Annotated in this window: 22 protein-coding genes; 6 read left to right on the top strand and 16 right to left on the bottom strand. The window is 45.5% G+C overall.

The window, feature by feature from the left end:
* Positions 1-177: 177 nt before the first annotated feature.
* The gene (locus tag H8K52_RS19690; protein ID WP_186924625.1) at positions 178-1,524 is read right to left on the bottom strand and encodes a porin; all 1,347 of its coding nucleotides are present in this window, start codon (positions 1,522-1,524) and stop codon (positions 178-180) included.
* Positions 1,525-1,942: 418 nt separating this feature from the next.
* Here H8K52_RS19690 and H8K52_RS19685 point away from each other — a divergent pair, with 418 nt between their 5' ends.
* Positions 1,943-3,178, top strand: a complete 1,236-nt coding sequence (locus H8K52_RS19685; protein WP_186924624.1) for an SGNH/GDSL hydrolase family protein — start codon at positions 1,943-1,945, stop codon at positions 3,176-3,178.
* Positions 3,179-3,269: 91 nt separating this feature from the next.
* On the opposite strand, the gene H8K52_RS19680 is transcribed toward H8K52_RS19685, so the two are convergent.
* From H8K52_RS19680 to H8K52_RS19665, 4 genes are read right to left on the bottom strand one after another with little or no spacing between them, the layout of a single operon-like run.
* On the bottom strand, positions 3,270-3,734 hold the full coding sequence (locus tag H8K52_RS19680) for a DoxX family protein (protein ID WP_186924623.1): 465 nt from the start codon (positions 3,732-3,734) through the stop codon (positions 3,270-3,272).
* Positions 3,735-3,781: 47 nt separating this feature from the next.
* Positions 3,782-4,558 (bottom strand): HvfC/BufC N-terminal domain-containing protein, encoded by a 777-nt coding sequence (locus H8K52_RS19675; protein WP_186924622.1) that lies wholly within the window; start codon positions 4,556-4,558, stop codon positions 3,782-3,784.
* Positions 4,548-5,399: an MNIO family bufferin maturase gene (gene bufB, locus H8K52_RS19670; RefSeq protein ID WP_186924621.1), complete on the bottom strand. Its 852-nt coding sequence runs from the start codon at positions 5,397-5,399 to the stop codon at positions 4,548-4,550. Before bufB ends, H8K52_RS19675 begins: the two co-directional genes overlap by 11 nt.
* Positions 5,400-5,438: 39 nt before the next feature.
* A complete protein-coding gene (locus H8K52_RS19665; RefSeq protein WP_425507560.1) occupies positions 5,439-5,711 on the bottom strand; it encodes a BufA1 family periplasmic bufferin-type metallophore in 273 nt (90 codons plus the stop codon).
* 240 nt (positions 5,712-5,951) lie between these two features.
* Here H8K52_RS19665 and H8K52_RS19660 point away from each other — a divergent pair, with 240 nt between their 5' ends.
* The gene (locus tag H8K52_RS19660) at positions 5,952-6,170 is read left to right on the top strand and encodes an RNA-binding S4 domain-containing protein (RefSeq protein WP_186924619.1); all 219 of its coding nucleotides are present in this window, start codon (positions 5,952-5,954) and stop codon (positions 6,168-6,170) included.
* A 37-nt stretch (positions 6,171-6,207) separates the two neighbouring features.
* Here the strand turns inward: H8K52_RS19660 and H8K52_RS19655 are convergent, their stop codons facing one another.
* The 7 genes from H8K52_RS19655 to edd all read right to left on the bottom strand — a co-directional run bounded on the left by H8K52_RS19655 (position 6,208) and on the right by edd (position 15,089).
* Entirely contained in the window at positions 6,208-6,645 is a 438-nt protein-coding gene (locus H8K52_RS19655) for a hemerythrin domain-containing protein (RefSeq protein ID WP_186924618.1), read from the bottom strand.
* A 203-nt stretch (positions 6,646-6,848) separates the two neighbouring features.
* A complete protein-coding gene (locus H8K52_RS19650) occupies positions 6,849-7,052 on the bottom strand; it encodes a YjfB family protein (RefSeq protein ID WP_186924617.1) in 204 nt (67 codons plus the stop codon).
* A gap of 132 nt (positions 7,053-7,184) precedes the next feature.
* Entirely contained in the window at positions 7,185-7,724 is a 540-nt protein-coding gene (mobB, locus tag H8K52_RS19645; protein WP_186924616.1) for a molybdopterin-guanine dinucleotide biosynthesis protein B, read from the bottom strand.
* A gap of 97 nt (positions 7,725-7,821) precedes the next feature.
* Complete coding sequence (ppc, locus tag H8K52_RS19640; protein ID WP_222613854.1) at positions 7,822-10,578, bottom strand: phosphoenolpyruvate carboxylase; 2,757 nt, start codon at positions 10,576-10,578, stop codon at positions 7,822-7,824.
* Between the two features lie 296 nt (positions 10,579-10,874).
* Positions 10,875-12,488: a glucose-6-phosphate isomerase gene (gene pgi / locus H8K52_RS19635; RefSeq protein WP_425507561.1), complete on the bottom strand. Its 1,614-nt coding sequence runs from the start codon at positions 12,486-12,488 to the stop codon at positions 10,875-10,877.
* Positions 12,489-12,541: 53 nt separating this feature from the next.
* Positions 12,542-13,180 (bottom strand): bifunctional 4-hydroxy-2-oxoglutarate aldolase/2-dehydro-3-deoxy-phosphogluconate aldolase, encoded by a 639-nt coding sequence (gene eda, locus H8K52_RS19630; RefSeq protein WP_186924614.1) that lies wholly within the window; start codon positions 13,178-13,180, stop codon positions 12,542-12,544.
* A 61-nt stretch (positions 13,181-13,241) separates the two neighbouring features.
* Positions 13,242-15,089 carry a phosphogluconate dehydratase gene (gene edd / locus H8K52_RS19625; protein ID WP_186924613.1) on the bottom strand — a complete coding sequence of 616 codons (1,848 nt, stop codon included), beginning with the start codon at positions 15,087-15,089 and terminating at the stop codon, positions 13,242-13,244.
* 320 nt (positions 15,090-15,409) lie between these two features.
* On the opposite strand from edd, the gene zwf reads away from it, so the two are divergent.
* From zwf to H8K52_RS19605, 4 genes are all read left to right on the top strand, one after another.
* Entirely contained in the window at positions 15,410-16,867 is a 1,458-nt protein-coding gene (zwf, locus tag H8K52_RS19620) for a glucose-6-phosphate dehydrogenase (RefSeq protein WP_186924612.1), read from the top strand.
* 19 nt (positions 16,868-16,886) lie between these two features.
* Positions 16,887-17,648 (top strand): 6-phosphogluconolactonase, encoded by a 762-nt coding sequence (pgl, locus tag H8K52_RS19615; protein WP_186924611.1) that lies wholly within the window; start codon positions 16,887-16,889, stop codon positions 17,646-17,648.
* A gap of 134 nt (positions 17,649-17,782) precedes the next feature.
* The gene (locus H8K52_RS19610) at positions 17,783-18,694 is read left to right on the top strand and encodes an SIS domain-containing protein (protein WP_186924610.1); all 912 of its coding nucleotides are present in this window, start codon (positions 17,783-17,785) and stop codon (positions 18,692-18,694) included.
* A gap of 126 nt (positions 18,695-18,820) precedes the next feature.
* Positions 18,821-19,660: an HDOD domain-containing protein gene (locus tag H8K52_RS19605; protein WP_186924609.1), complete on the top strand. Its 840-nt coding sequence runs from the start codon at positions 18,821-18,823 to the stop codon at positions 19,658-19,660.
* A 26-nt stretch (positions 19,661-19,686) separates the two neighbouring features.
* Here the strand turns inward: H8K52_RS19605 and H8K52_RS19600 are convergent, their stop codons facing one another.
* The 4 genes from H8K52_RS19600 to H8K52_RS19585 form a co-directional block, all read right to left on the bottom strand.
* Positions 19,687-20,142, bottom strand: a complete 456-nt coding sequence (locus H8K52_RS19600; RefSeq protein ID WP_186924608.1) for a flagellar basal body-associated FliL family protein — start codon at positions 20,140-20,142, stop codon at positions 19,687-19,689.
* 31 nt (positions 20,143-20,173) lie between these two features.
* Positions 20,174-20,779, bottom strand: coding sequence for a lysophospholipid acyltransferase family protein (locus H8K52_RS19595; RefSeq protein ID WP_186924607.1), 606 nt, complete (start codon positions 20,777-20,779; stop codon positions 20,174-20,176).
* Positions 20,780-20,966: 187 nt separating this feature from the next.
* The gene (locus H8K52_RS19590) at positions 20,967-21,581 is read right to left on the bottom strand and encodes a ParA family protein (protein ID WP_186924606.1); all 615 of its coding nucleotides are present in this window, start codon (positions 21,579-21,581) and stop codon (positions 20,967-20,969) included.
* A gap of 81 nt (positions 21,582-21,662) precedes the next feature.
* The gene (locus H8K52_RS19585) at positions 21,663-22,388 is read right to left on the bottom strand and encodes a pseudouridine synthase (protein ID WP_186924605.1); all 726 of its coding nucleotides are present in this window, start codon (positions 22,386-22,388) and stop codon (positions 21,663-21,665) included.
* Between the last annotated feature and the right edge of the window lie 269 nt (positions 22,389-22,657).

The raw sequence follows: 22,657 nt of genomic DNA, 5'->3' as shown, positions 1-22,657 counted from the left end.
ACTAGTTGTTCCAAGGTGACCATTTCTAATTCGTGTTGGAAAGGTGTCGGTGTTTTTAGCATGCCGCTATTAAACCAAAAGACCTCGCACTTGGCGAGGCCTTTTGGGGTTTGTCAGCAGTCTGAAACCGCCATAATCATATGGCGGTTTTGTCATACTTTACAGATCGGGTTTCAATTAAAAACGATGACGGATACCGAATTGAAAGACACGGCCTGGCTGACCCGGGAGCTCAGTAAAACCACCTGAAGCACTCGCTGCACCTGGCGCATACTGACCGTCATTCTGATTTTTTGTATAACCATACACCGCATAAACGTCAGTGCGCTTAGACAAGTTATAGTCATAGCCCAAACCATATTGCGTCACATCACTGTTCGACAAAGTTTTGTCGTCCTGATGGCTATACGAAGCCATCACCCGACCATTACCTAACTTATAGTGCATACCCAAGCTATAACTCTCAGCATTCAACTTGAAGTTTTTAGTAATATTGCTTCTAAAGATACTAGTCCAAGCTGCAATCACCGGTGCTGGTACACCACCCGCTTTCAAACCAGGTGAAATCTCCAAATCCCATGCATCATAAAATACTGGCAACAAAATAGAATTTTCGTTTTTCATTGTCTGATAACCAGCGAACAATTTGAAATCATCGAAGCTATAAGAACCGCCGACTGTCAATGTTTCTAACCCAGTAGAACCATCCGTGTTTGTCCCACGATTGTATCCAATACCCGCATCGATCCCATTCGCTTTGTATTTCACATTGGCAGCGATAAAGTCTTTATCGAGACCAATATAACCTGAATTCTTAAAACCATACATCAATGCTGCGCCAATGCCATTTGGCAGTTCAATACGATACTGCACCGATTTATTCGAACGAATCGCCATACCGGAGGTTAGCAAGCCTCCTGTACCACCAGTAATACCACCCCAACTGCCAGCCATGCCGCTTTCGAAAGCATCTGCCGAATTAAAGATTTCATAAGCAGGCGTATACATACGACCAGCTAACACAGCACCAACTGGTGTAATCAAACCGACCATCGCGGTGCGATCAAACAAGCCGCCATCAGGACCACCACCGCGAGACAAAATCAACGGAGAAGTGGCGTTCACATTATATTTTGGTTGTAAAGCTGAGCGCACGCCCGCTAAAGTTTGTACCGCAGCGCCTTTTAAAGCAGCGCTTCCAAAATCTGGAAAATCCATTCCTTTGGTTAAAGCATAACCTTGATAATCACTTAAATTACCCGCTTTATTACTGCCAGTATCAACCTCAACCCGAGCTTCTAAATTGAAAATTGCTTTGTAGCCGCCGCCCATATCCTCAGTACCTTTAAAACCGATACGAGAACCATCAGCAATACCACTTACCATCTTAGTCTGCGTACCCTTGCCATTATTAGCGACTTGAATACCAGCGTCTAAAATACCGTATAAAGTTACGTTGGTTTGTGCCATTGTTGGCGCTGCAAAACATGCACCTAAAGCGATTGCCAAAAATCTTAATTTCATTTTTTTGTCTCCATGTATTCTTTGAGTCTATCTGAAACGAACGTACGTACTAATTTCATTTGTCAAAATATGACATTGATCTGAACACTTGTATAGGATCAATAATAAATTGATGCCACTTGTGGCAATTTAGAGACTAACAAAAAAGAAATTCATAAAGGAAATTATTTGAAGCGTAAAAATTCGAATTTTCACTATGAAAACTCGAGGTAAGCTCAGGCTCATTAGTTTAAAAAAAACAGCTCAAATCACTTAACTCAATATCATTTTTTTCGAATAAATCTTCTAATTTACAGTGTCGTTTAATTGCACCTTGCCCACCCCATTTTGATTTCAATGACATATAGTGAAGCTCTCTAAAAGCACAATCGTTCGTTTTATGCTTTTAGCACTAATTCATAAATGACCAGGAGACAAAATGCGCCAACTAAAATATTCACTAACACTCATCGCAGCTGCAGTACTCGCCGGCTGTGGTGGTAGCGGCGGCAGTGCAACTGACCCAGCACCAAAGATTAAATTTACCGCACAAGTTTCGTTTGGCGACAGTTTGAGTGATGTCGGCACATATAAGGTTGGAACTGTTGCCGCCCTGGGTGGAGGCAAATATACAATCAATAGCGCCTCCGCAAAAAATTGGACCGAAATCGTCGCAGCTGATCTCGGCCTAGGTGCACCATGCGCAGCACAGACTGGTTTAGAAGGATTAGCAGCACAGGGTTTCAATGTACCTTTAAAAAACAATGCTGGATGTACCGGATATGCACAAGGTGGCGCTCGGGTAACCAATCCAGTTGGCCCTGGCAATAAATTATTAGGAGGCAGCAACGCTATCCTCGGTCAAATGACAGTACCGGTAGTTAAACAGATCCAGAATCACTTGGATGCAAACGGTGGCAAATTCTCCGGTACTGAAATTGTGTTCGTCAGTGGCGGACCAAATGATGCGTTCATCCAAGCTGGTACATTGTCGGCGGCAGCTACCGCGGCGGCTACTGCGGCTGTGACTGCAGCAGTTCCTGGCCAAATTCAAAAAGATATTGCTAGCGGAGCTTGCAAACCAACCGATGCTCAAGCGAGCAACTGTATTCCAGGTGCTGTTGCAGCCTTGACGCCAACCGTGGGCGCGCCTGCTGGTGCCGCTTACGCAAAAGCAAACGCGCAAACGTACGTCGATGCCATGGGCACTGCAGGCACTGAATTAGCGGGCTACGTGAACAATTTAATCTTGGCAAAAGGTGCCAAATATGTGGTCGTCGTTAACATGCCTGACCTCAGCAAGACACCAGACGCATTGAAACAATCTGCTGACACCCAAACTTTGTTGAATGGGATGACTGTCACATTTAATGCACGCCTCTTGGCAGGATTGGCAGGCAATGACAATGTGTTGTTTATCGATTTATTCACCCGCTTCCGTGATCACGCAGCCAATCCAAGTACATATGGCATCAGCAATGTCACAACGCCAGCATGCGATTTAACTCCGGCTAAAAATCCTCTCGGCTCATCTTTAGTTTGTAGCGCAGGCAACTTGATACCAGGCGACACTAGCAAATATTACTTCGCCGACAATGTACACCCTACGCCATTTGGTCAGTCTTTATTCGCCAGCTACATTTCTGATGAATTGGCAAAACGTAAGTGGAAGTAAATCCTTGGTAATTTGATTTGCTCCAAATAAAAAACGGGAACAACCATTCCCGTTTTTTTTCGTCTAAGTATCGATCATGTCAACCAACCAGTTAACGCTTATAACGACCTTGCAGAAAGTGATCGAGACTAACTCTTCCCTCTCCAAATAAGACCACACTGACCAATAAAATACCCCAGTAAAAATGGTCATTCAGCGCTGCAGGACAATCCAGATTCCAAAGTACCGGATAAGACACGACTGCCATGATGTTTATCAATAGCAACCCCAAGGCTGACCAGCGGGAAAAGAGCCCGATAACAAGCAATATGCCGAAGATCAATTCACCGCCAGTTCCAACATAAGCAGCCACCTCGGGAGGTAACATGGGAACTTGATACTCATCGCGAAATAATTCTATTGTGGACTGCCAATCAAATAATTTAGTTCTGGCAGACTTGAGAAATTGCCAGGCAATAAAAATCCGCAAGCCGAGGCTGAAAATATCACTACACAATCGGGGTAAAAAGGAATCTAAACGCATGGCCGTTTGATGCATCTTTAGAAATTTATTCATAATAATTGGAATCCGTCTAAGTGATAAACTTAGTCGTGTGATGGAGATCAATTCTTACAAATAAAGTCAATAAAAATATCCAACGCAAACCATGACTGCAGTGCATGAGCAACATTGAAATCACCGTCAACATCCATTGTTGCTTCAAAAGCATTGCCCAAGGATTGTCCTTGATGCAAAGCGCTCAAGCCGACAAATTCCGCCTGACTTAACTGTGTTACTTGAAGTCGCCAGACATCGCGACTTACGATGGCAAAGCTAGGCGTATGCAAATCGACATTTAGCGCCTGCACTTCTGCATATTGATGCGCCAAATAAATTTGAACTGCAGCAAAGCTAGCATGGAACAAACTGGTAGCTGGGTGAAATTGCAAAGTGCAGTCTGAAGGAGACACTCCAGCATTAGCGATGAAATGATGTAAGCTAATTGCTTGCGCATCAGCAGCATAATAAAGTCGGTGAATTTGCCACTCTAAAGCCGCAACTGCAGCGAAATAGGGAAAGTCTGCAACGCTCTTTTCAGCTTCAAGAAAGGCTGAAAAATAGTTCCCGAACTCATGCAAATCACCCGATTGCGATGGATATTTTTGTGCATAAAGAACCGCCAATTGCGCGAAAAAATCAGCTCCGGCTAGGCGCTCGATAACGGGATAGGCATTGCGTAATGCATTCGTCCAAACTGCTTGGAGATTGCCACGATAGATTGCAATTCGTGCCTCTAGCACTTCAGGCGCTGTCGAAAAAATTGGCGGCGTCACAGGCTTTTTTCGTGCTGACAGCAGGTGCGCGATACTTGCTTGCAGCGTTTGTAAGTCAACGCTCATATGTCAGCTCATTGGTGTCGCGCATCGTGTCAACTTTAATGGCTTCAGCCAACAACGTGGATAATTCTGGAACATCAGTATCCCACTCGATCAGCGTAGGAATTGCATTATCTACACTCTGGCACAAGCGCTGGTACAAACCCCACACTTCATCAGCAACGCAACTACCATGATCGTCAATCACACAATGCTCCAATTTAGTATGTCCAGCTAAATGAACTTCACCAATAATATTGGCAGGAAGTTGGGCAAACAGTGCGATCGCCTGAAGTGCATCTTCTTGATGGTTGCATTGGTTAACATAGAGATTATTCACGTCTAATAAAATACCGCATCCAGTTTTCTGACTCAACGCAATCAGGAACTCGGCTTCCGACATGGCGTCATCGTGAAAACGTAAATAGGTCGACACATTTTCAATCAAAATTTGACGCTGCAAAAAATTCTGCATCAGATCAATACGATCAGCGATCAAATTCAAGGCTTGATTTGACAAAGTCAGCGGTAGCAAATCATTCAAATATTGACCTGCGATACTATTCCAACATAAGTGTTCGGAAACTAAGGAAGGTTCTACACGATCAACTAGGCGTTTAAGCTTAAGTAAATGCCGTTCCTGCGCATCATTGACAGAGCCTAGCCCTAAGCCAACACCATGCAAGCTGATCGGGTACCGCTGGGCTAGCTGATCCAGAACAAAAAGATCCAAGCCACCATCACCAAAGTAATTTTCGGAGTGCACTTCCAACCAGTCAATTTCAATTGACGAGTCTAAAAATTCACGATAATGGGGTGTTCGCAAACCTATGCCTGTACCAAAAATCTGCTTATCAAATGACATAGGCTTACAAACTGTAAAAATAATTTATAGGGAAAACGACTAAGCTTTTGGCGCGTCTAATTTGCCACCCATCTTCTCGCAAGTTCCAGATGGAACCTTTTTCCATTCACTCGGATCATTATCTTTTTTTGCCTGCCCTGCGCATGAGTGGCTACCGCTCTTAGTTGCGCAATCATTTTGACCAGCCTTTGCAATACCAAAACACTTTTCAGTTTTCCCTGACGTAGCCATTTTTTTCTCGTCTTGGGCCATCACACTCATAGAGCCCATCAAACCAGCTAATGCCACAGCAATCATCGCCTTATTACTCATATTCATCTCCAAAAAATGTAAATCGAATTTTTCTCAAAAATTATCTATTGAGATCTCATAGCAAACTACAACAGGTAGTCGGACAAACTAAACGAACCTTACAGATCAATGAAAAATTTTCTGCTTTTTGATTCTGCCCCGTTTTATCTAGCGAGTAAAGAATAAAAAAAGACCGACTAAACAACATGACAAAATAGTGTATCCTGCCGATTTTATTTGCTGACTTTTGATTGGGTGGCTATGCAAGAAATTTCTTTTACCGTTGCTGGTGAATATGTCGAGTTAAATCAACTCTTAAAATTGGTCGGTTTGTGCGATAGTGGTGGCGCTGGAAAAGTCATCGTTGCCAGTGGCGATGTGTCAGTTGACGGCAAACAAGAACTTCGCAAAACCGCAAAAATTCGCCCAGGACAAAAAGTGCGACTGGGCGACGTTTCGATTCTTGTTGTCGCGGAATAATTCAGTCTTATCCACAACGCCCTTGCATTTGCTGTAATCAGGCAAGCTGAGGGCTTGCCTTTTCATGTTCAGCAAGTGCGAGCTGATTACTGATCAAAAACTGAGCCAACATATTATCCATGGTATCCACATGATGCTCGAACCATAAAGGTAATTCCTCAGCCAAACTTTGACCCAAATCACGCTCACCGCCTGCATAACGACGGCGAACTTCCTGCATCACCTGCAAAACCGCATCATGCTCACCTTTATGACACCCTGCTGGTGGAAAAGCAAAGTCATCCATCCACGTGTTTTCCTGCTCAAAATGCGCAATGGAATGTTCGATTAAAGCATCGAGACGATCTAAAAATGGTGAGTGCTCTTCGCTCAAAGACAAGGCTGAACAAAGCGCAACAAACTCTTGATGCGTCTCATCCATCATTTCATGCTTTAAGCTCAAACGATCAGACCAAGCCCAATTTTGTATTGACATAAACTTCCTTTTTTGACGACTTGACTGAACTGTAATAAGTCCATGGTCAGTGAAAATAATGAGATAGGCCTCCATTATTGCAAATTGCCGTTAATCGCGCTTGAAGTAAGACAGACTTTCGTAAAATTCAAAATACCATCATCAAAACTACAAACAAAAACAGCGCCTCAATAGCGCTGTTTTTGTTTGAAAAATTTTAAATTTTATGCTGTTGTATTGATATTACGCCCTAAATTTGGCGGTAAATTAGGCACATTGGCACTTGAATTGGGGATCGCCTCAATCAGGGCTGTTGCACTTTCCTTACTGACATCAAGTGCCTTCTTCAACACGGCAACACTGACTTCTTGGCTCACGCCAACATCAGCCATTGTAGTTGCAAACCTTGCTATACTGGACACGTCCATGACAATTCTCCTTATCTACACTCATGATAACGGCAGGTCTTTCAAGTTTCTTTAGGCTCCCACGAAAATAATTTAGGCAGCAAGAAAAAGATCGTAAAAATGACAATCAAAAATGAAGGTTACCTAGATAGATTATTGCATTTCATTAAATTGTGAAAATCTATGCTGAACCAATCCATGATGAATCCATGCAAGGATATCTTCAGGTAAATTCAAGTTTAGCCACGTAATTTGGGCAGGACAGTCGTCAAGTCTCGCTACATCAGAAGCGACAGCCACAATATGTTTATCATCTGGATAAATTGCTGGTTTGCCCAAGCTCGGTCGATACACTTCAAGCTTAGATAGATTTGCCCACTTGTAGCCCTCTACTAAAGTCAAATCTGCTGGATCTAATTTCTTTAATAGTTCTTGTAATGAGGGCTCTGGCTCAGATCGCAGCTCTTGTACGATTGCATAACGAAAAGGCGATGCTAGCAATACCTGCCCTGCACCGGCATTACGTAGCCTTGCGCTATCTTTATGTGGAGGTTCTAAAGTCACATCGTGATGACTATGCTTAATGGCATTCACTGTTTTCCCAGATCGAGCCAACTCTTTGATCAAATACTCAAGGAGTGTCGTCTTGCCACTACCTGACCAACCTACGACTCCTAAAACTGCTGCATGCATAATGAAGCCCAAAAACACAAAGAGGAAAGTATAACGAAATACTTTCCCCAAATTGCATTGGCTTCTTATTGCAGATCAAGATTTAAAAAAATCGACCTTACCCACTATTCCGTAAACCTGCTGCAATACCGTTGATCGACAAATGAATTCCGCGACGTACACGTTCGTCTTCATCACCTTGACGATAGCGTTTTAAAAGTTCAACCTGAACGTGATTCAAAGGTGACAAATAAGGGAAGCGATTGACAATAGATCGTTTCAGCAATGGGTTATCCGACAGTAGATCTTCGCGGCCTGAAATCTGTTTCAATACCGCGATTGTCAACGCATGTTCAGCTTCCAAACGCGGGAAAATGCGATTGCGTAATTCCTCGTCTTTGACCAATTGCGCGTAACGACTCGCAATCCCGATGTCACTCTTAGCCAAGACCATTTCCATGTTCGACAACACGGTTGAGAAAAACGACCAGTCTTTAAACATAGCTTGCAAAGTCTGCAAGCCATTACTTGGATTCGCCTCTAGGTACTGCTTGACGGCACTACCAAAACCAAACCAGCCCGGTAACATCAAGCGGCATTGTGACCAGCTAAATACCCAAGGAATTGCGCGCAAATCTTCGATCGCTGTCGACTTCTTACGTGATGCAGGGCGACTACCAATATTCAAACCAGCGATTTCAGAAATCACAGTCGATTCCCAGAAATATTGTTCAAAGCCTTCTGTCTCGTACACCATATTGCGATAAGCTTTAAAGGCGTTTTCGGATAAAGCTTCCATAGTCTTGAGGAACTCTGGACGTGGTGCTAATTCCGTGTGTGACAGCAAACTCGCTTCCATCGTTGCTGCTGCCAAGACTTCTAAGTTGCGACGCCCTACTTCCGGATTAGCATATTTCGCTGTAATGACTTCACCTTGCTCAGTCAAACGAATCTGACCTTGAACCGCTCCCGATGGTTGCGCCAAAATCGCTTGATAGCTAGGACCACCACCGCGACCAACTGAGCCGCCACGACCATGAAATAAGCGCAGACGTACTTGATGCTTCGCGAAGATCTCGACCAGATCAATTTCAGCCTTATACAATTCCCAACCAGAAGTTAAGAAGCCGCCGTCTTTATTACTGTCGGAATAACCGAGCATGACTTCTTGTGCATTATTTCGACTTGCCAGCAAACGGGCGTAAGCAGGAATACCAAACAATCTATCCATCGCCGGCGCACTATTTTGCAAGTCGCCAATCGTTTCAAACAGAGGAATGACATTCACATCCAAACGACCTTCGGCCGGGTGTAATAAACCAGACTCTTTCAATAGCAAAGCCAATTCCAACATGTCCGACACACCATCTGTTTTCGAGATGATGCAGTTTGGCACTGCGCCTTTTCCGTAACGCTGTTGCGCTGTGCAAGCTGCGCGGTAAATCGCCAGTTCGGATTGTGTTTCTTCTGAATATGTCAAATAGGGCGACGCCAATGGACGTGACGAACTGATTTCTGTAACCAAGACTTCGATACGCTGGTCTTCATTCAAATCTAGATACTTCAATGAAGGATTCGCGGCTTGCAATAATTCAGCAACGACGCGTTCATGCACGTCGGAATTTTGACGCAAATCGATAGGAGCGAGATAAAAGCCAAACACGCGAACCGCACGACGTAAATGACGCAGGCGACCACGCGTGATGCCTATCGAGCCATTGTCGGACAAAGATTGATGAATGGTGTCGAGATCCGCCACCAACTCTTCAGCATTAGCATACGCATCAGCGATACCACATGGCGCGATGACAGGATCTAATCCAAGTAGATTTTTGAAAGTACTCGACAAGCGTGCATATACGCCACTCACAGCCAGTCGATATGGCTCATCCGCACGATGCGGAGAATGATCAGGAGAACGCTCAGAAAGTGCTACCAACTCAGGTGAAACCTTGACCAGCAATGTCGCCATCGACAATTGTGAACCAAGTGTGTGCAACTCTTCCAAATAGAATTTGAAAGCACGAGTAGATTGCATCGTTAAGGTTTTTTCCAAAACACTGGCAGTCACAAATGGATTGCCATCGCGATCACCGCCAATCCAGCTACCTAAACGCATGAAGCTAGGCAATTCCGTTTTTTCGAATCGTTGATCTTTACTTGCCAGTAAATCTTCCAAGCCTGCATACAGATGAGGTAGTTCGCGCAAGAAAGTGTAGTCATAAAAACTCAAACCATTTTCTACTTCGTCGAGCACTGACAACTTCGACATACGCAACATGCGCGTCTGCCATAAGGTCAAGACTGCGCGTTGCAATGCATCTTCATTTGCACGCGATTCTTCTGGGGTCAACTGCATACGATCGCGTTCATCGAGTAAGCGCGTGATCACCATCTGGCAATTCAAGATACTCTTGCGCTGTACTTCGGTTGGATGCGCAGTCAATACTGGACTCACTTCCGCTGTTTGGAAGAATGTATTCAAATTCTCCGCAGCATTCTCGCTAGCAAAAAGTGTTTCGATCGTGTGAGCAAGACTGCCGCGACGTGGTGCGGAACCTGCGATCAAGTGGGCACGTGTGCGACGAATATGATGCTGATCTTCTGCCAGATTCACTAAGTGTGAAAAATAACTGAATGCACGAATCAAATGCGTAGTCTGATCATTCGTTAAGGTGTCGAGCGTATTTTCCAACTCTGCGCGCGCGGCAACATCCGCATCACGACGAAAACGTATCGAATTTTGACGTACCGTTTCAATTAGAGAAAAGACTTCTTCACCATGTTGATTACGAACCGTGTCACCCAAAATGCGGCCGAGGCGGCGGATGTCTTCACGGAGGCTCTGGTCTTTATCGTCAGCGATATCGTTCATGATCTGCTTAATTGGTTTTAAAAAAGGTTTTAAATAAAAATTAGAAATAAATAGTTTATGCGAAACGCAGCGACTTAAAAGTCAAAACATCTTAACAAAGCTCACAGCACCGTGGCTGGTATATCAGCTTCATTCAATATAAATCAAATGACTACAATTCATGTTGAGATAATTTTGCATTTACTTGGGGATAACGGCTAGTTTTTTTGATTCGCGCGCACCGATATAAAGAATATCAATTACTGAACCACCCTCACCCTAGCCCTCTCCCGCTTGCGGGAGAGGGAATTTTCATCTTAACGATGGCGCTTGGTCAAAGCCTTTAGCAAACCCTTGGTCGAACTGTCATATTCTTCTTTCACCGCCGCAGGATCAAGACTGATCAATTGTTGAGCGAGTGATTTTCCTAGCTCAACACCCCATTGGTCAAATGCATTGATATCCCAGATCACCGATTGCACAAATACTTTATGTTCATACAAAGCAATCAAAGCACCGAGTGAGCGCGGCGTCAAAGAGTCGAGTAACAAGGTGGACGTCGGGCGATTGCCTTCAAAGACTCGCGGTGCCAACATTTTTTCTGGAAGGTCACCGAGTTCTGCACGAACTTCATCAATATTTTTACCCCAAGCCATCGCTTTCGATTGTGCGAAGCAGTTTGCCAACAAAGCTTGATTGTGGCCGGGTAAACCAGCATCATCATCTGCCACCACGATAAAGTCAGTTGGAATAATTGTCGCGCCTTGATGCAGCAATTGGAAATAAGCATGCTGACCATTGGTACCCGCTTCACCAAATAAAATCGGTGACGTTGTGTAATCCACCCGTTGACCTTCGCGGGTCACCGACTTGCCGTTGCTTTCCATTTCCAGTTGCTGCAAGTAGGCTGGCAAACGCGTCATGCGCTGGTGATAAGGCGCAATCGATAAAGCCTGCAAGCCGAGGAAATTGATATTCCAAACACCGATCAAGGCCATCAAGACTGGCAAATTTTGTTCCAGTGGTGCTTGCGCAAAATGCAAATCCATTTCGTGCGCGCCGGCCAGCATTTCTTCAAAGCGATCAGCGCCAACGTACAAAGCAATCGACAAACCAATCGCGCTCCACATGGAGTATCGACCGCCCGCCCAGTTCCAAAATGGGAACACGTTTTCCTCTGCAATACCAAATGCGCTTGCGGCTTTGACGTTGGTACTTAGTGCGACAAAATGTTGGCGAATTTGATCTTCAGGACAACCATGATTCAACATCCATTCACGTGCAGTACGGGCGTTCGTCAAAGTTTCCATCGTCGTGAAAGTCTTAGACGCCACCACGATCAAGGTTGTTTCAGGATCAGCATTTTCCAAAGAATCAGCAACGTGACGACCATCGACATTAGAGACAAAATGAAGGGAAAGATTCTTTTGTGACCATGGCGCCAACGCAATGCATGCCATTTGCGGCCCAAGGTCAGAGCCACCGATGCCAATATTGATAATCGTGCGAATAGGCTTGCCGGTGTAACCCAACCAACGACCTTCTCGCACTGCGTCACTGAAACTGCGCATCTGTGCCAAAACGCTGTGCACATCGGCCGCGATGTTCTCGCCATTCAACATAAACTTCTCGCCCTTTGGTAAGCGCAATACAGTATGTAAGACCGCACGATTTTCTGTGTTGTTAATCGCTTCACCGCGCAACATCGCATCACGGCGAGATTCCACTTCCTGCTGACGTGCCAGTGCTAATAAATTGAGTTTCGCCGTCGTGTCCATGCGCTGTTTGGAATAGTCCAACAACATCCCGCAAGCAGAAGCAGAAAAGTGCGTAAAGCGCTGTGGATCAGCGCGAAACAACTCTTTTAAGCTCGGCATATTATTTGCGCGTTGCTGTAACAAACACCACAATGGGGTACGGGAAACTGAGATAGCCATGATCAAACAACCTGAGAAAAATGAATTGAGAACCAAACACCTAAAATTTACTTACCTGCCGCTGCTGCTTGTGCTGCCAATTGTCCAATTGCCGCCCAATCATTGGCGCTGATCAAATTCGCTGGGCACATCCAAGAGCCGCCTACACACAAAACATTCGATTGCTGCAACAAAGTCGGTGTCGATTCCACCGTGACACCGCCCGTCAAACAAAATTTCACATCAGGGAATGGACCGCCGAGTGCTTTTGCCATCTTCACGCTACCGACGATATCGGACGGGAATAATTTAACGACCTTAAAGCCATGCTCCAATGCCAGCATCAAATCACTTGCGCCTCCTACACCAGGAAAATAAGGCAAACCTGATTCGGCTGCCGCTTTTGCTAATACTGGCGTAATCCCAGGACTGATACCAAATGCCGCACCGGTATTACGTACAGCATCGAGTTGCGCCGGAGTCAAAATCGTACCAGCACCGACAGTCACTGTTGGGCAGGCTTTCACTACTTCGCGCAAGACAGTCATCGCATTCGGCGTGCGTAAAGTAATTTCAACCGCTGGCAAACCATTTTCCGCTAGCGTTGTCACGCAACGAATCGCTTGATCAACATCATCAGTCACCAAGATAGGCAACACGCGTACTTGTGCCAGTTGAGAAATAATCGCGGCGGTCGTCATAGTCATCTTGGTCTCACTTCTAAACGGTAAATTATTAAATTCAAAATTACGATGGATTTTCTTAAACTCAAACAAATAAAGTCGACGCACCTTGCTCTGGCGATGTCACAACACGACGTTGCGCGACGAACAAATCTCTTCCATAGCCATAGCTACTATCGATACTGACAGTTGGGTTAGTCCGTGCTGCCCAGATGGCGTCATCGACCAAAGCACGCAATTCGCCGGTGTGTACATTCAATTCAATCATGTCGCCATCACGTACTTTACCTAGCGGACCTCCTTGCGCAACTTCTGGACTCACATGCAAGGCGGCCGGAACTTTACCGGACGCACCCGACATACGACCATCCGTCACCAAGGCGACTTTGTAACCTGCCGACATTAAGCTACCGAGCACTGGTGTGAAATGATGCAGCTCAGGCATACCGTTCGCCTGTGGTCCTTGGAAGATCACAACGGCGACGAAATCTTGATTCAATTGTCCTGCTTTGTAGGCGCCAACTAAGGCGTCTTGCGATTCAAACACTTTGGCTGGAGCACGCACGATCCAGGCTTCTTCTGGCACAGCAGATGCTTTAACAACCGCACGACCCAAATTACCTTGCAGCAAACGCAAACCACCGGTTGCTGCAAATGGTTCGTCGACATTACGGACAACTGCGGTATCGCTCGATCTGTCAGGATGGGCAATGAACGCCACTTTGCCATCTTGTAATTCTGGACGTGTCGTGTGCGATGCCAAACCTTGATCACCAAATACGGTCATCACATCGGCATGCATCAAACCTTGTGATAATAATTCGCGAATCACGAATGTCGGCCCACCCGCTTCTTCAAACGCGTTCACGTCTGCGGTTCCATTTGGATACACACGGGTCAACAATGGAATCACCGAAGACAATTCATCGAAATCTTGCCAGTCGATGAGAATACCTGCCGCTCGTGCTACTGCAATCCAATGAATCGTGTGATTGGTAGAACCGCCAGTCGCCAACAAGGCAATCACCGCATTCACGATGGTTTTTTCATTCACCACATGACCTATAGGACGATAATCGCCAGCAGCTTCAGTCAATTTCAATACTTGCTCAACTGCCGCATCCGTCAATGCATGACGCAGCGGATCGGAAGGATGTACAAAAGAGGCGCCAGGCAAATGCAAGCCCATGGCTTCCAACAACATCTGGTTACTGTTTGCGGTGCCATAGAAAGTGCAAGTACCTGCGCTATGGTAGGCCGCACTCTCCGCAGCCAACAATTCGTCTTTGGTCGCCTTCCCTTGCGCATAGCGCTCACGCACCGCTGCCTTTTCTTTATTCGACAAACCAGATCCCATAGGACCAGCTGGAATAAAAATAGTCGGTAAATGACCAAAAGCTAAAGCGCCTATCAATAAGCCAGGCACAATTTTGTCGCAAATACCGAGACACAAAGTCGCATCGAACGCATCATGCGACAAGGCAATCGCTGCAGCCTGCGCAATTACGTCGCGCGAGAACAAAGACAATTCCATACCTGGGCGGCCTTGGGTCACGCCGTCGCACATAGCAGGCACGCCGCCAGCGACTTGCGCGGTCGCATTAAATCGCAAGGCCGCTTCCTTAATTTGATCCGGATAAGTCGCATACGGCTGATGTGCCGACAGCATATCGTTGTAAGCAGTCACGATACCGATATTCGGTTTCTGCGCCTGATTCAACCAAATTTTGGTCTTACTATCTGCCGCCGCATTCGCATGCGCCTGGTTAGCGCATGACAAGCTAGCACGGCGTGGTCCTCGACTACGGAGTTGCTCCAAACGTGCCAAATATTCCGCACGCAAAGTCTTGCTACGCTCAGTAATCCGCTGAGTCACTGCATCAACTACCGCGTTGATTGCAACATGATTTGTATTTTGTCCAGAAGTCGTCATAGTTTTGTGGGGGTATCTAATTCGAATAACTGAAAGATAGCACAAAAACAGAAAAAAACTGTAACAAACTTTCAGAAATGCGATATTTTTCTGTTTGAAACATAAAAACCATCAAAAATATCGTAATGAAACTACATTTTTGAAGAAATATGGTTTAAGCTATGGCATAATTTATTCAATCGAAAAACATATTTTTAATCGCAGAAGCGCAGAAAACACAGAGATTTTTTTAATGAGTGCCTTTGCACTCTCTGCGCCTCTGTAGCAAGAAATTTATGTTTCTTTAGTTTTTTCTCTCACTAGAATTATTCGGAGTCCACATGACTACTTTTGTATTGTTTGGCGGTACTGGCGATCTGGCAAAACGCAAGATCATTCCTGCACTGTACAGCGCGTTCGTCAATGGACGTCTTGATCCCGAATTTAGTTTTATTGGCGCAGCGCGTGAAGCCTTGAGCGACGACGATTTCCGTACCCGTGTTGCGGCAAGTATCGAAACCTATGCAGCAAAAGCAAATGGAACGCCAGAACAATTAGCCGCATTTTTAGCACTGACCGGCTATTCGAAAATTGATGCAAAAGTCCCGAGTGATTTTGACGCCTTAAAAGCGCGCGTAAATGCGGACACGACTAAGGCAAAATTATTCTATCTGGCGATTGGTCCAGATATCTTTATTCCGGTCGTCGAGCAATTATCGAAACACGGCTTGGTGGAAGGCAATGCCCGCGTTGTAGTCGAGAAACCGCTGGGGCGCGATGCAAAATCTGCGAAAGAAATCAACACCGCATTGCGCACTTATTTGAACGAAAACCAAATCTATCGTATCGACCACTATCTCGGTAAAGAAATGGTGCAGAACTTGTTCGCACTACGTTTCGCTAATTCCTTCCTTGAACCATTGTGGAATCGCAAATGGATACAAGATGTACAAATTTCCATTTCAGAACAAGTCGGCGTAGAAACACGCGGTGACTTTTATGACAAAACCGGTGCCTTGCGTGACATGGTACAAAACCATTTATTGCAACTAGTCTCGATCGTGGCGATGGAACCGCCTGTCAATGCGAATCCTGATGCCATCCGTGATGAGAAAGTGAAAGTCTTGCGTGCATTGCGTAAATTCACGGCAGATGATGTTGCCAAGAAAACCGTACGTGGTCAGTATCGTGCTGGCGCAGTCGATGGTAAACCCGTGATCGGCTACCAACATGAACCGGGCGTCCCAGCTTCTAGCCGCGCTGAAACCTTTGTCGCGATTCGTGCTGAGATTGATAACTGGCGTTGGGCGGGGGTGCCCTTCTATCTGCGCACTGGTAAACGTATGGCAAGTCGCTGTGCTGAAATTACAATTAATTTCAAACCCATTCCGTATTCGATTTTTGGTAAAGGCCAAGGTCCATTGCGCTCAAATCGCTTGGTCATTACTTTGCAACCAGAAGAAAGCGTGCAATTGTTCATGAAAGCGAAAGAGCCCGGCGAAGGAATACGCTTATCCGATGTGGCTTTGAATTTGGACTTTGCTGAAGCATCGAATTTACGTCGTGTCGAATCCTATGAACGTCTATTGCTTGACGCATTGCATGGCGATCTGACTTTGTTTGTGCGTGATGATGAATTGGGTGCTGCATGGGAATGGATAGACCCTATCATGTCTGCTTGGGACAATGACGCGGAAGGTTTGAAAGCCTATATCGCTGGCAGCTGGGGTCCTGCCGCGGCAAGTTATTTGTTAGCGCAACACGGCGCAGCGTGGGGCGAAGAGTATGTGGAAGGCTAAGCAGAATATGGAAGCAGTGATGGACTCAGCAATCGACTCAATAGCAATACCGCAACAAGTAAAGACTATGAATGCCAATGCAATGACAAACGCCAACCTCCAGAGTAAGACACAGTTTCACAGCTTCGAGAATTTCGCTGAACTAAGCAAATCATTGGTCACCGAATGGGTCAATCTCATTGATAGCGCAACGGCTGCACAACGCCCTGCCTCTTTTGCACTGGCAGGCGGTTCAACACCCGCGCCTATTTATCGCGAACTCGATCAAGCACTGGCACAACGCGCCCCATCCGATGTTCGCCTGACCGCCACCGACGAACGCTGGGTGCATGATACTGATCCGCAAAGTAATGAGGGCTTATTTAAGAAATGTTTGCCATTAAGTTATGGGAAACAATGGAATTTGGTCTCATTGAAAAATGCTGCCAACACACCAGAAGTGGCGATGGAAGCCATTAACGAACGCCTGCATCAGCAACTGCCAGCTCGTTTCAGTGCAGTCTTGTTGGGCATGGGGGCGGATGGGCATATAGCGTCGCTATTTCCGGGCGCACCATTAGAAGCCGATGGTTTAGATTGCCTCGCCGCCGTGCATCCGCAAACCCACCAGACGCGCATTTCCCTGTCCTTACCGCGTTTGTTACAAAGCGAAAAAATCTGGCTTGTGATTACGGGCAATGAAAAGCGTCAAGTGTTTGAAAACGCATTAACCAGTAATCTGCCTATCACCAACTTACTAAAGCAGGCACAATGTCGGATTGATGTGTTTTGGTGTCCCTAAAGTCAAAGTTCACTTTGGATTTTCGCCCAAGCAGCACCGAAAGTGAGACCCACAAGGTCGCACTTTCCATAAACGCATATTCATTTTGACTTGATCAGCAAAACAATTCGTAAGAGACAAAAGGCAATAACAATATGGTCAACGTTCTTTCCACAAAAAACACCACGACCAACAATCCTCCTGAAAAAGGATTGCTGGCGCGCATACGCGTCGCCAGTACGGCACTAAGTCGCGCCGAGCGACAAGTTGCCGATTTTCTTCTACAAAAACCGCATGACGCATTAGAGATGTCGATTCGTGTGTTGGCACAGGTTTGCAATGTGAGTGAGCCGACAGTTGCGCGCTTTGCCCAATCGTTAGGTTTTGATGGCTTCAAATCCTTCAAGCTTGCATTCGCCAAAAGTCTGGCAACTGGCATTCCCTATTTACATCTCGATGTGAACCAAGCCGATCAAGTCAAAGACGTCTTACCAAAAGTGTTTGACCGCACGATCGCAGCCTTAATGGAAGCGCGCAACAACGCGAATAGCGCGACGTTTGAAGCAGCAGTCAACTTGCTCGCACGTGCTCGCCGTATCGAGTGTTACGGCCTCGGTTACTCAGGCGCATTGGCGATCGATGCGCAACTCAAATTTTTCCGTTTCGGTATTCCTACCACGGTATTTTGCGATGCGCATTTGCAGGCACAATCAGCAAGCTTACTCAATAGCGACTGTCTGGTCGTCGCCTTCTCGCGCACCGGTCGCACCCGCGATTTGATCCGTAGTGTGCAACTCGCCAAAGACACGGGTGCAAAAGTATTGGTCCTGTGCGCAAGCGGCGGCCCCTTGGCGGAACTTGCTGATGTACACATCAGCGTGGATGTCGAAGAAGATCCGGATATTTATACCCCTATGACCTCGCGTCTGGCGCATTTGACCTATATCGACGCATTGGCTGTTGCGGTTACATTGCTGCGTGGACCAGCTGCGATTGATATGTTAGAACGGGCAAAAGCGAGTATTTCAGAAAAACGTTTGGTGCCGAAACTAAATGAGGGACTTTGAATGCGCCGATTGTCCCAATAAATCAAATAGTCTGATTACAACAAAGACCGAAAATTATACAAAATTCACGCACTAAATCTGTAATTTCTGGCAAGCTAATCCCATCTTCAAAAAGGGCAAGCTTTTATGACACAACTCAGTCTGCAACAAGTTACTGACAACCTCAAAGATCTGCCAACTTTACCAGCCGTCGTAATGGAACTGCTGAATAATTTGGATCAAGAAGATGCTGATATTTCCGTCCTCGCGAAAAAAGTCACGCAGGACTTAGCCTTAACCGCTAAAACTTTGCGCTACGCGAACTCACCGTTTTACTCGACCTTGATCAAAGTCAGCACCATTCAGCAAGCCATTGCCTTGATGGGGGTGGAAACGGTAAAACAAATGGTACTGTCTGCAGCATTATCTGGCTGTTTCCCCGAAAATAATTGCAAAGGATTTGACCACAAAGCATTTTGGCGACATTCGAATGCCGTCGCGTATGTTTCAAAGTTAATTGCCCGCCGTATGAATTTCAATGAAGACGTCGCATTCACCTCTGGTCTATTGCATGATATCGGCTTACTCGCCTTGGTCACACTGTATCCAAAAGAATTTGAAGAAGTGATTGCTTATCGTAAAACTGGTCTATCGACGCAGTTTGAGGCGGAACGGAAAATTTTAGGAATCGACCATGCAGCAGTCGGTGAAGCGCTGGCGGTTGAATGGAATTTTTCCGATGTGATGAAAAACGCTATCTCAGGACATCATCAACCTGAACAACCCGGACTGGGATTTCTGCCATCAATTATCCATGTAGCGGATGGCATTGCACACATGCTTGGCACCAATGCCGCCCCAGCAACACAAACAATTTCTGTATCTGTTGTCTCGTGGAATAGTCTGAATCTAGATCAGGCATCACTAGACACCCTAATTGAAGAAGCAAGTATCAAATTAAAAAAGTTAGATCAATTCGATTTGTAATGATTAGTTCTAACGAAACCTCGATGTTAAGGACCGCCACGCTGATCCTGCAACAGTATTTCTGTTAACATCACGGCCTGCACTTTATCGGTCTTGAATTCCAAATTGAATTTACGCTTTAATTCAGATTGGAATTCCTCCATTCCTTCTTTAGATCGTAAAGTCTCGACCTCCACCAAACTTAATTCTTTTTTGAATTGTTCATTGAGCGCAGCCTGATTATCATTCAACCAATCGTTGTCATCGGTGTTCACTTGCACCGTCACTGCAAGTCGGGCAATCGTGCCTTGATCGTTGACCAAGGTTTGCTTCAGCTCCACATAGCTAAGATTTGCATCGTTTCGACTAGGCGCCCGACTCAAATAGATAAACACGGCCACAATTCCAAAGAATAGCAATACAACCGCCGCAGCATATAGAGCAAATCGATCAGCGGCACTTTTGTCGCTCGCTTGCTTATTGGACTTTGCTACTGGCTTCAAAACATCCCCCCTCTACGGTTCGACCTAAGCTTCACGATTTATTTGCATTGATTTGTTCAGCATCAAATTGCTGAGGGTTTTTACCAGTAAATCCAGCATAAAATTCACGAATCAAAATCATATCTTCTTCAATGTTGCCACAAGGATAGAACAATTTACCCACCCCGCCAACTTTTTCTTTGAAATCAACGTAGGCTAAACCCAAAGGGACGCCTGCCCCATGGGCAATATAATAAAAACCTGTTTTCCAACGCGTCACTTTGCCTCGCGTTCCTTCCGGTGGCACGATCACAATCAGTTTTTCACTCTGATTAAACGCATCAATAGTCACCTGCACCAAATTGCCGGATTGCGAACGATCAACTGGAATACCACCTAACCAGCGCATAATTGCACCGAGTATTGGCGGAAATAGACTTGATTTTCCCATCCAATACACATCCAAACGTAAAACAAAACAAATCATCAATGCGATAGGAAAATCCCAGTTGCTGGTATGAGGAGCCGCAATTAAGACACATTTTTGTACCTCTGCATCGCTACTATCAACTCGCCAGCCAAGCAAGCGCAGAATCATCGCCGATATCCAACGCATGAGTGTATTAATCACGGGAGTTTTGAAAATGGTGAAATGCATGGTTTTGTCTCTACGCAAGCCATATTGCAACCGGATGAAACTGCGCCAACCGGGCATCAGCAAAGGTTAAGCTTGCCTTTTCTAGGTAATTATTTTTCTGATTTTTTTGACTGCTAAATGAGTGTTAGCTGTCATGTAAATAACCATGTCACACTTCACTTCTGATGTGCCTACTCAAAGTCGGTTACTACGTCTTCGTTATCCATTGCAATAATTCTTCCCACTGTACCAAATCCTTCTCAACTCTCGAAGGTGCTACATCCCAGAGCGTTGCTCCGTGCGCAGCCAATTGAATATAGTTTTGTGTATCACGCAAATAACCCAAGACTGGAAGATCAAGCTGTGTCACATAATGCGCTAATTGATCCGCAGCTTTTGTGCGGGCATTAACCCGCATGCCCAACACGCCAATATCATTTTTATACTCGCGCTTCGCTAATTTTTTCAGAAAATCCTCCGTCGCCAAAATATCAAACATCGACGCTTGCAGAGGGACGACGACTTTGTCTGCGATTTTTAAAATCGCATCGAGCTTATTCCCCTTAATTCCTGCTGGCGTGTCAATTACCACATGCGTGGTACCCTTGGGTGGTTTGACAATATGGCCATCTGACATTTCCCACCCTGCGATTTTAGGTAGGTGTGCTGGCCTTAACGCTAACCAAGCACGTGCTGAATGCTGAACGTCGGCATCTCCAAGCATCACTTGATGGCCTTGCGAGGCAAAATAACCAGCAAGATTGGTAGAAAACGTACTTTTACCAACACCACCTTTAGGGTTCATTACCGCGATTACTTGCATATATTTTCCTTATCCACTGAAACAGCGATACCTAAAAGAGCCACTTTAACAACACTTCGTAAACCTCTGTGTCTTGCTAAATCACTGTTCAGAATCTGAAACTAAGAGTGCTAGGTGCTCAGGTTCAAGATAGCACCACTCTCCCTCTTGTAAGCCTAAGCTCGATAAATTTAATTGACCAATCGCTGTGCGCGTCAGGGCAGCACAATGATTGCCTGCAGCTGCCAACATTCGCTTAACTTGATGATATTTTCCTTGTTCCAGCACAATTTGCAACTGAAATTCACTTACCTGTACACAGCTTTGCGCTGCGAGTGGCGCTGGTTCGTCATGTAATTGAACACCAGATAATAATTTTTGAATCAGCTCATTCGTGACGGGCTCTGCCGTGGTAGCAACATACAGTTTGGGAATATGTCGCTTTGGCGATGATTGCGCATGAATAAAGGGACCATCATCCGACATCAATAACATACCGGTCGTATCATGATCTAAGCGCCCAACAGGTTGCACATCACGCCAGCTCAGTTGCTCAGGTAGTAAAGTCAGCACACCTGGATGATGCGAGGGCTTACGCGAACACTCGAAATTAGCTGGTTTATTCAAGCATAGATACACGTGCTCTCGGTAAGTCCACTCTTCCTCAAAAATCGTAAACACCAAACCCTGTGTATCTATTAATTCTTTGAAGTTGTCATTCACGACGCCATCAATGGTAACTTCACCATCCTCAATCAGCTCACGACAATATTTACGGGTGCCGAATCCCTGCGATTGCAGAATACGGTCAAAGGACAATTTACTCATGGGAAAATGCTCAAAAAATGCAAGGCTGCATTTTACCTGCTAAGGATGCTAAGAAGCAAAAAAGCCTGCTAGCGCAGTAATGCCGTTCAGTTAAGCTTAACTTCACCTATTGTCGTTCCCACGAAGGCGCACTAGTGTCCGAAATAATTTGCTTGACTAAGCTGTAGGGTGTTGCAGGGATTGGTTTACGAGTGTTAACCTCGGTTTGCCGACTAAAAAACCAAACCTGCAACATGTTTAGAATAACCAATTTTCAAGAAATAATGAAG

It is taken from the genome of Affinundibacterium seohonense (assembly GCF_014284305.1).
Classification (GTDB): Bacteria; Pseudomonadota; Gammaproteobacteria; order Burkholderiales; family Burkholderiaceae_D; genus Undibacterium; species Undibacterium seohonense.
This window is presented reverse-complemented; position numbering and strand designations above follow the sequence as displayed.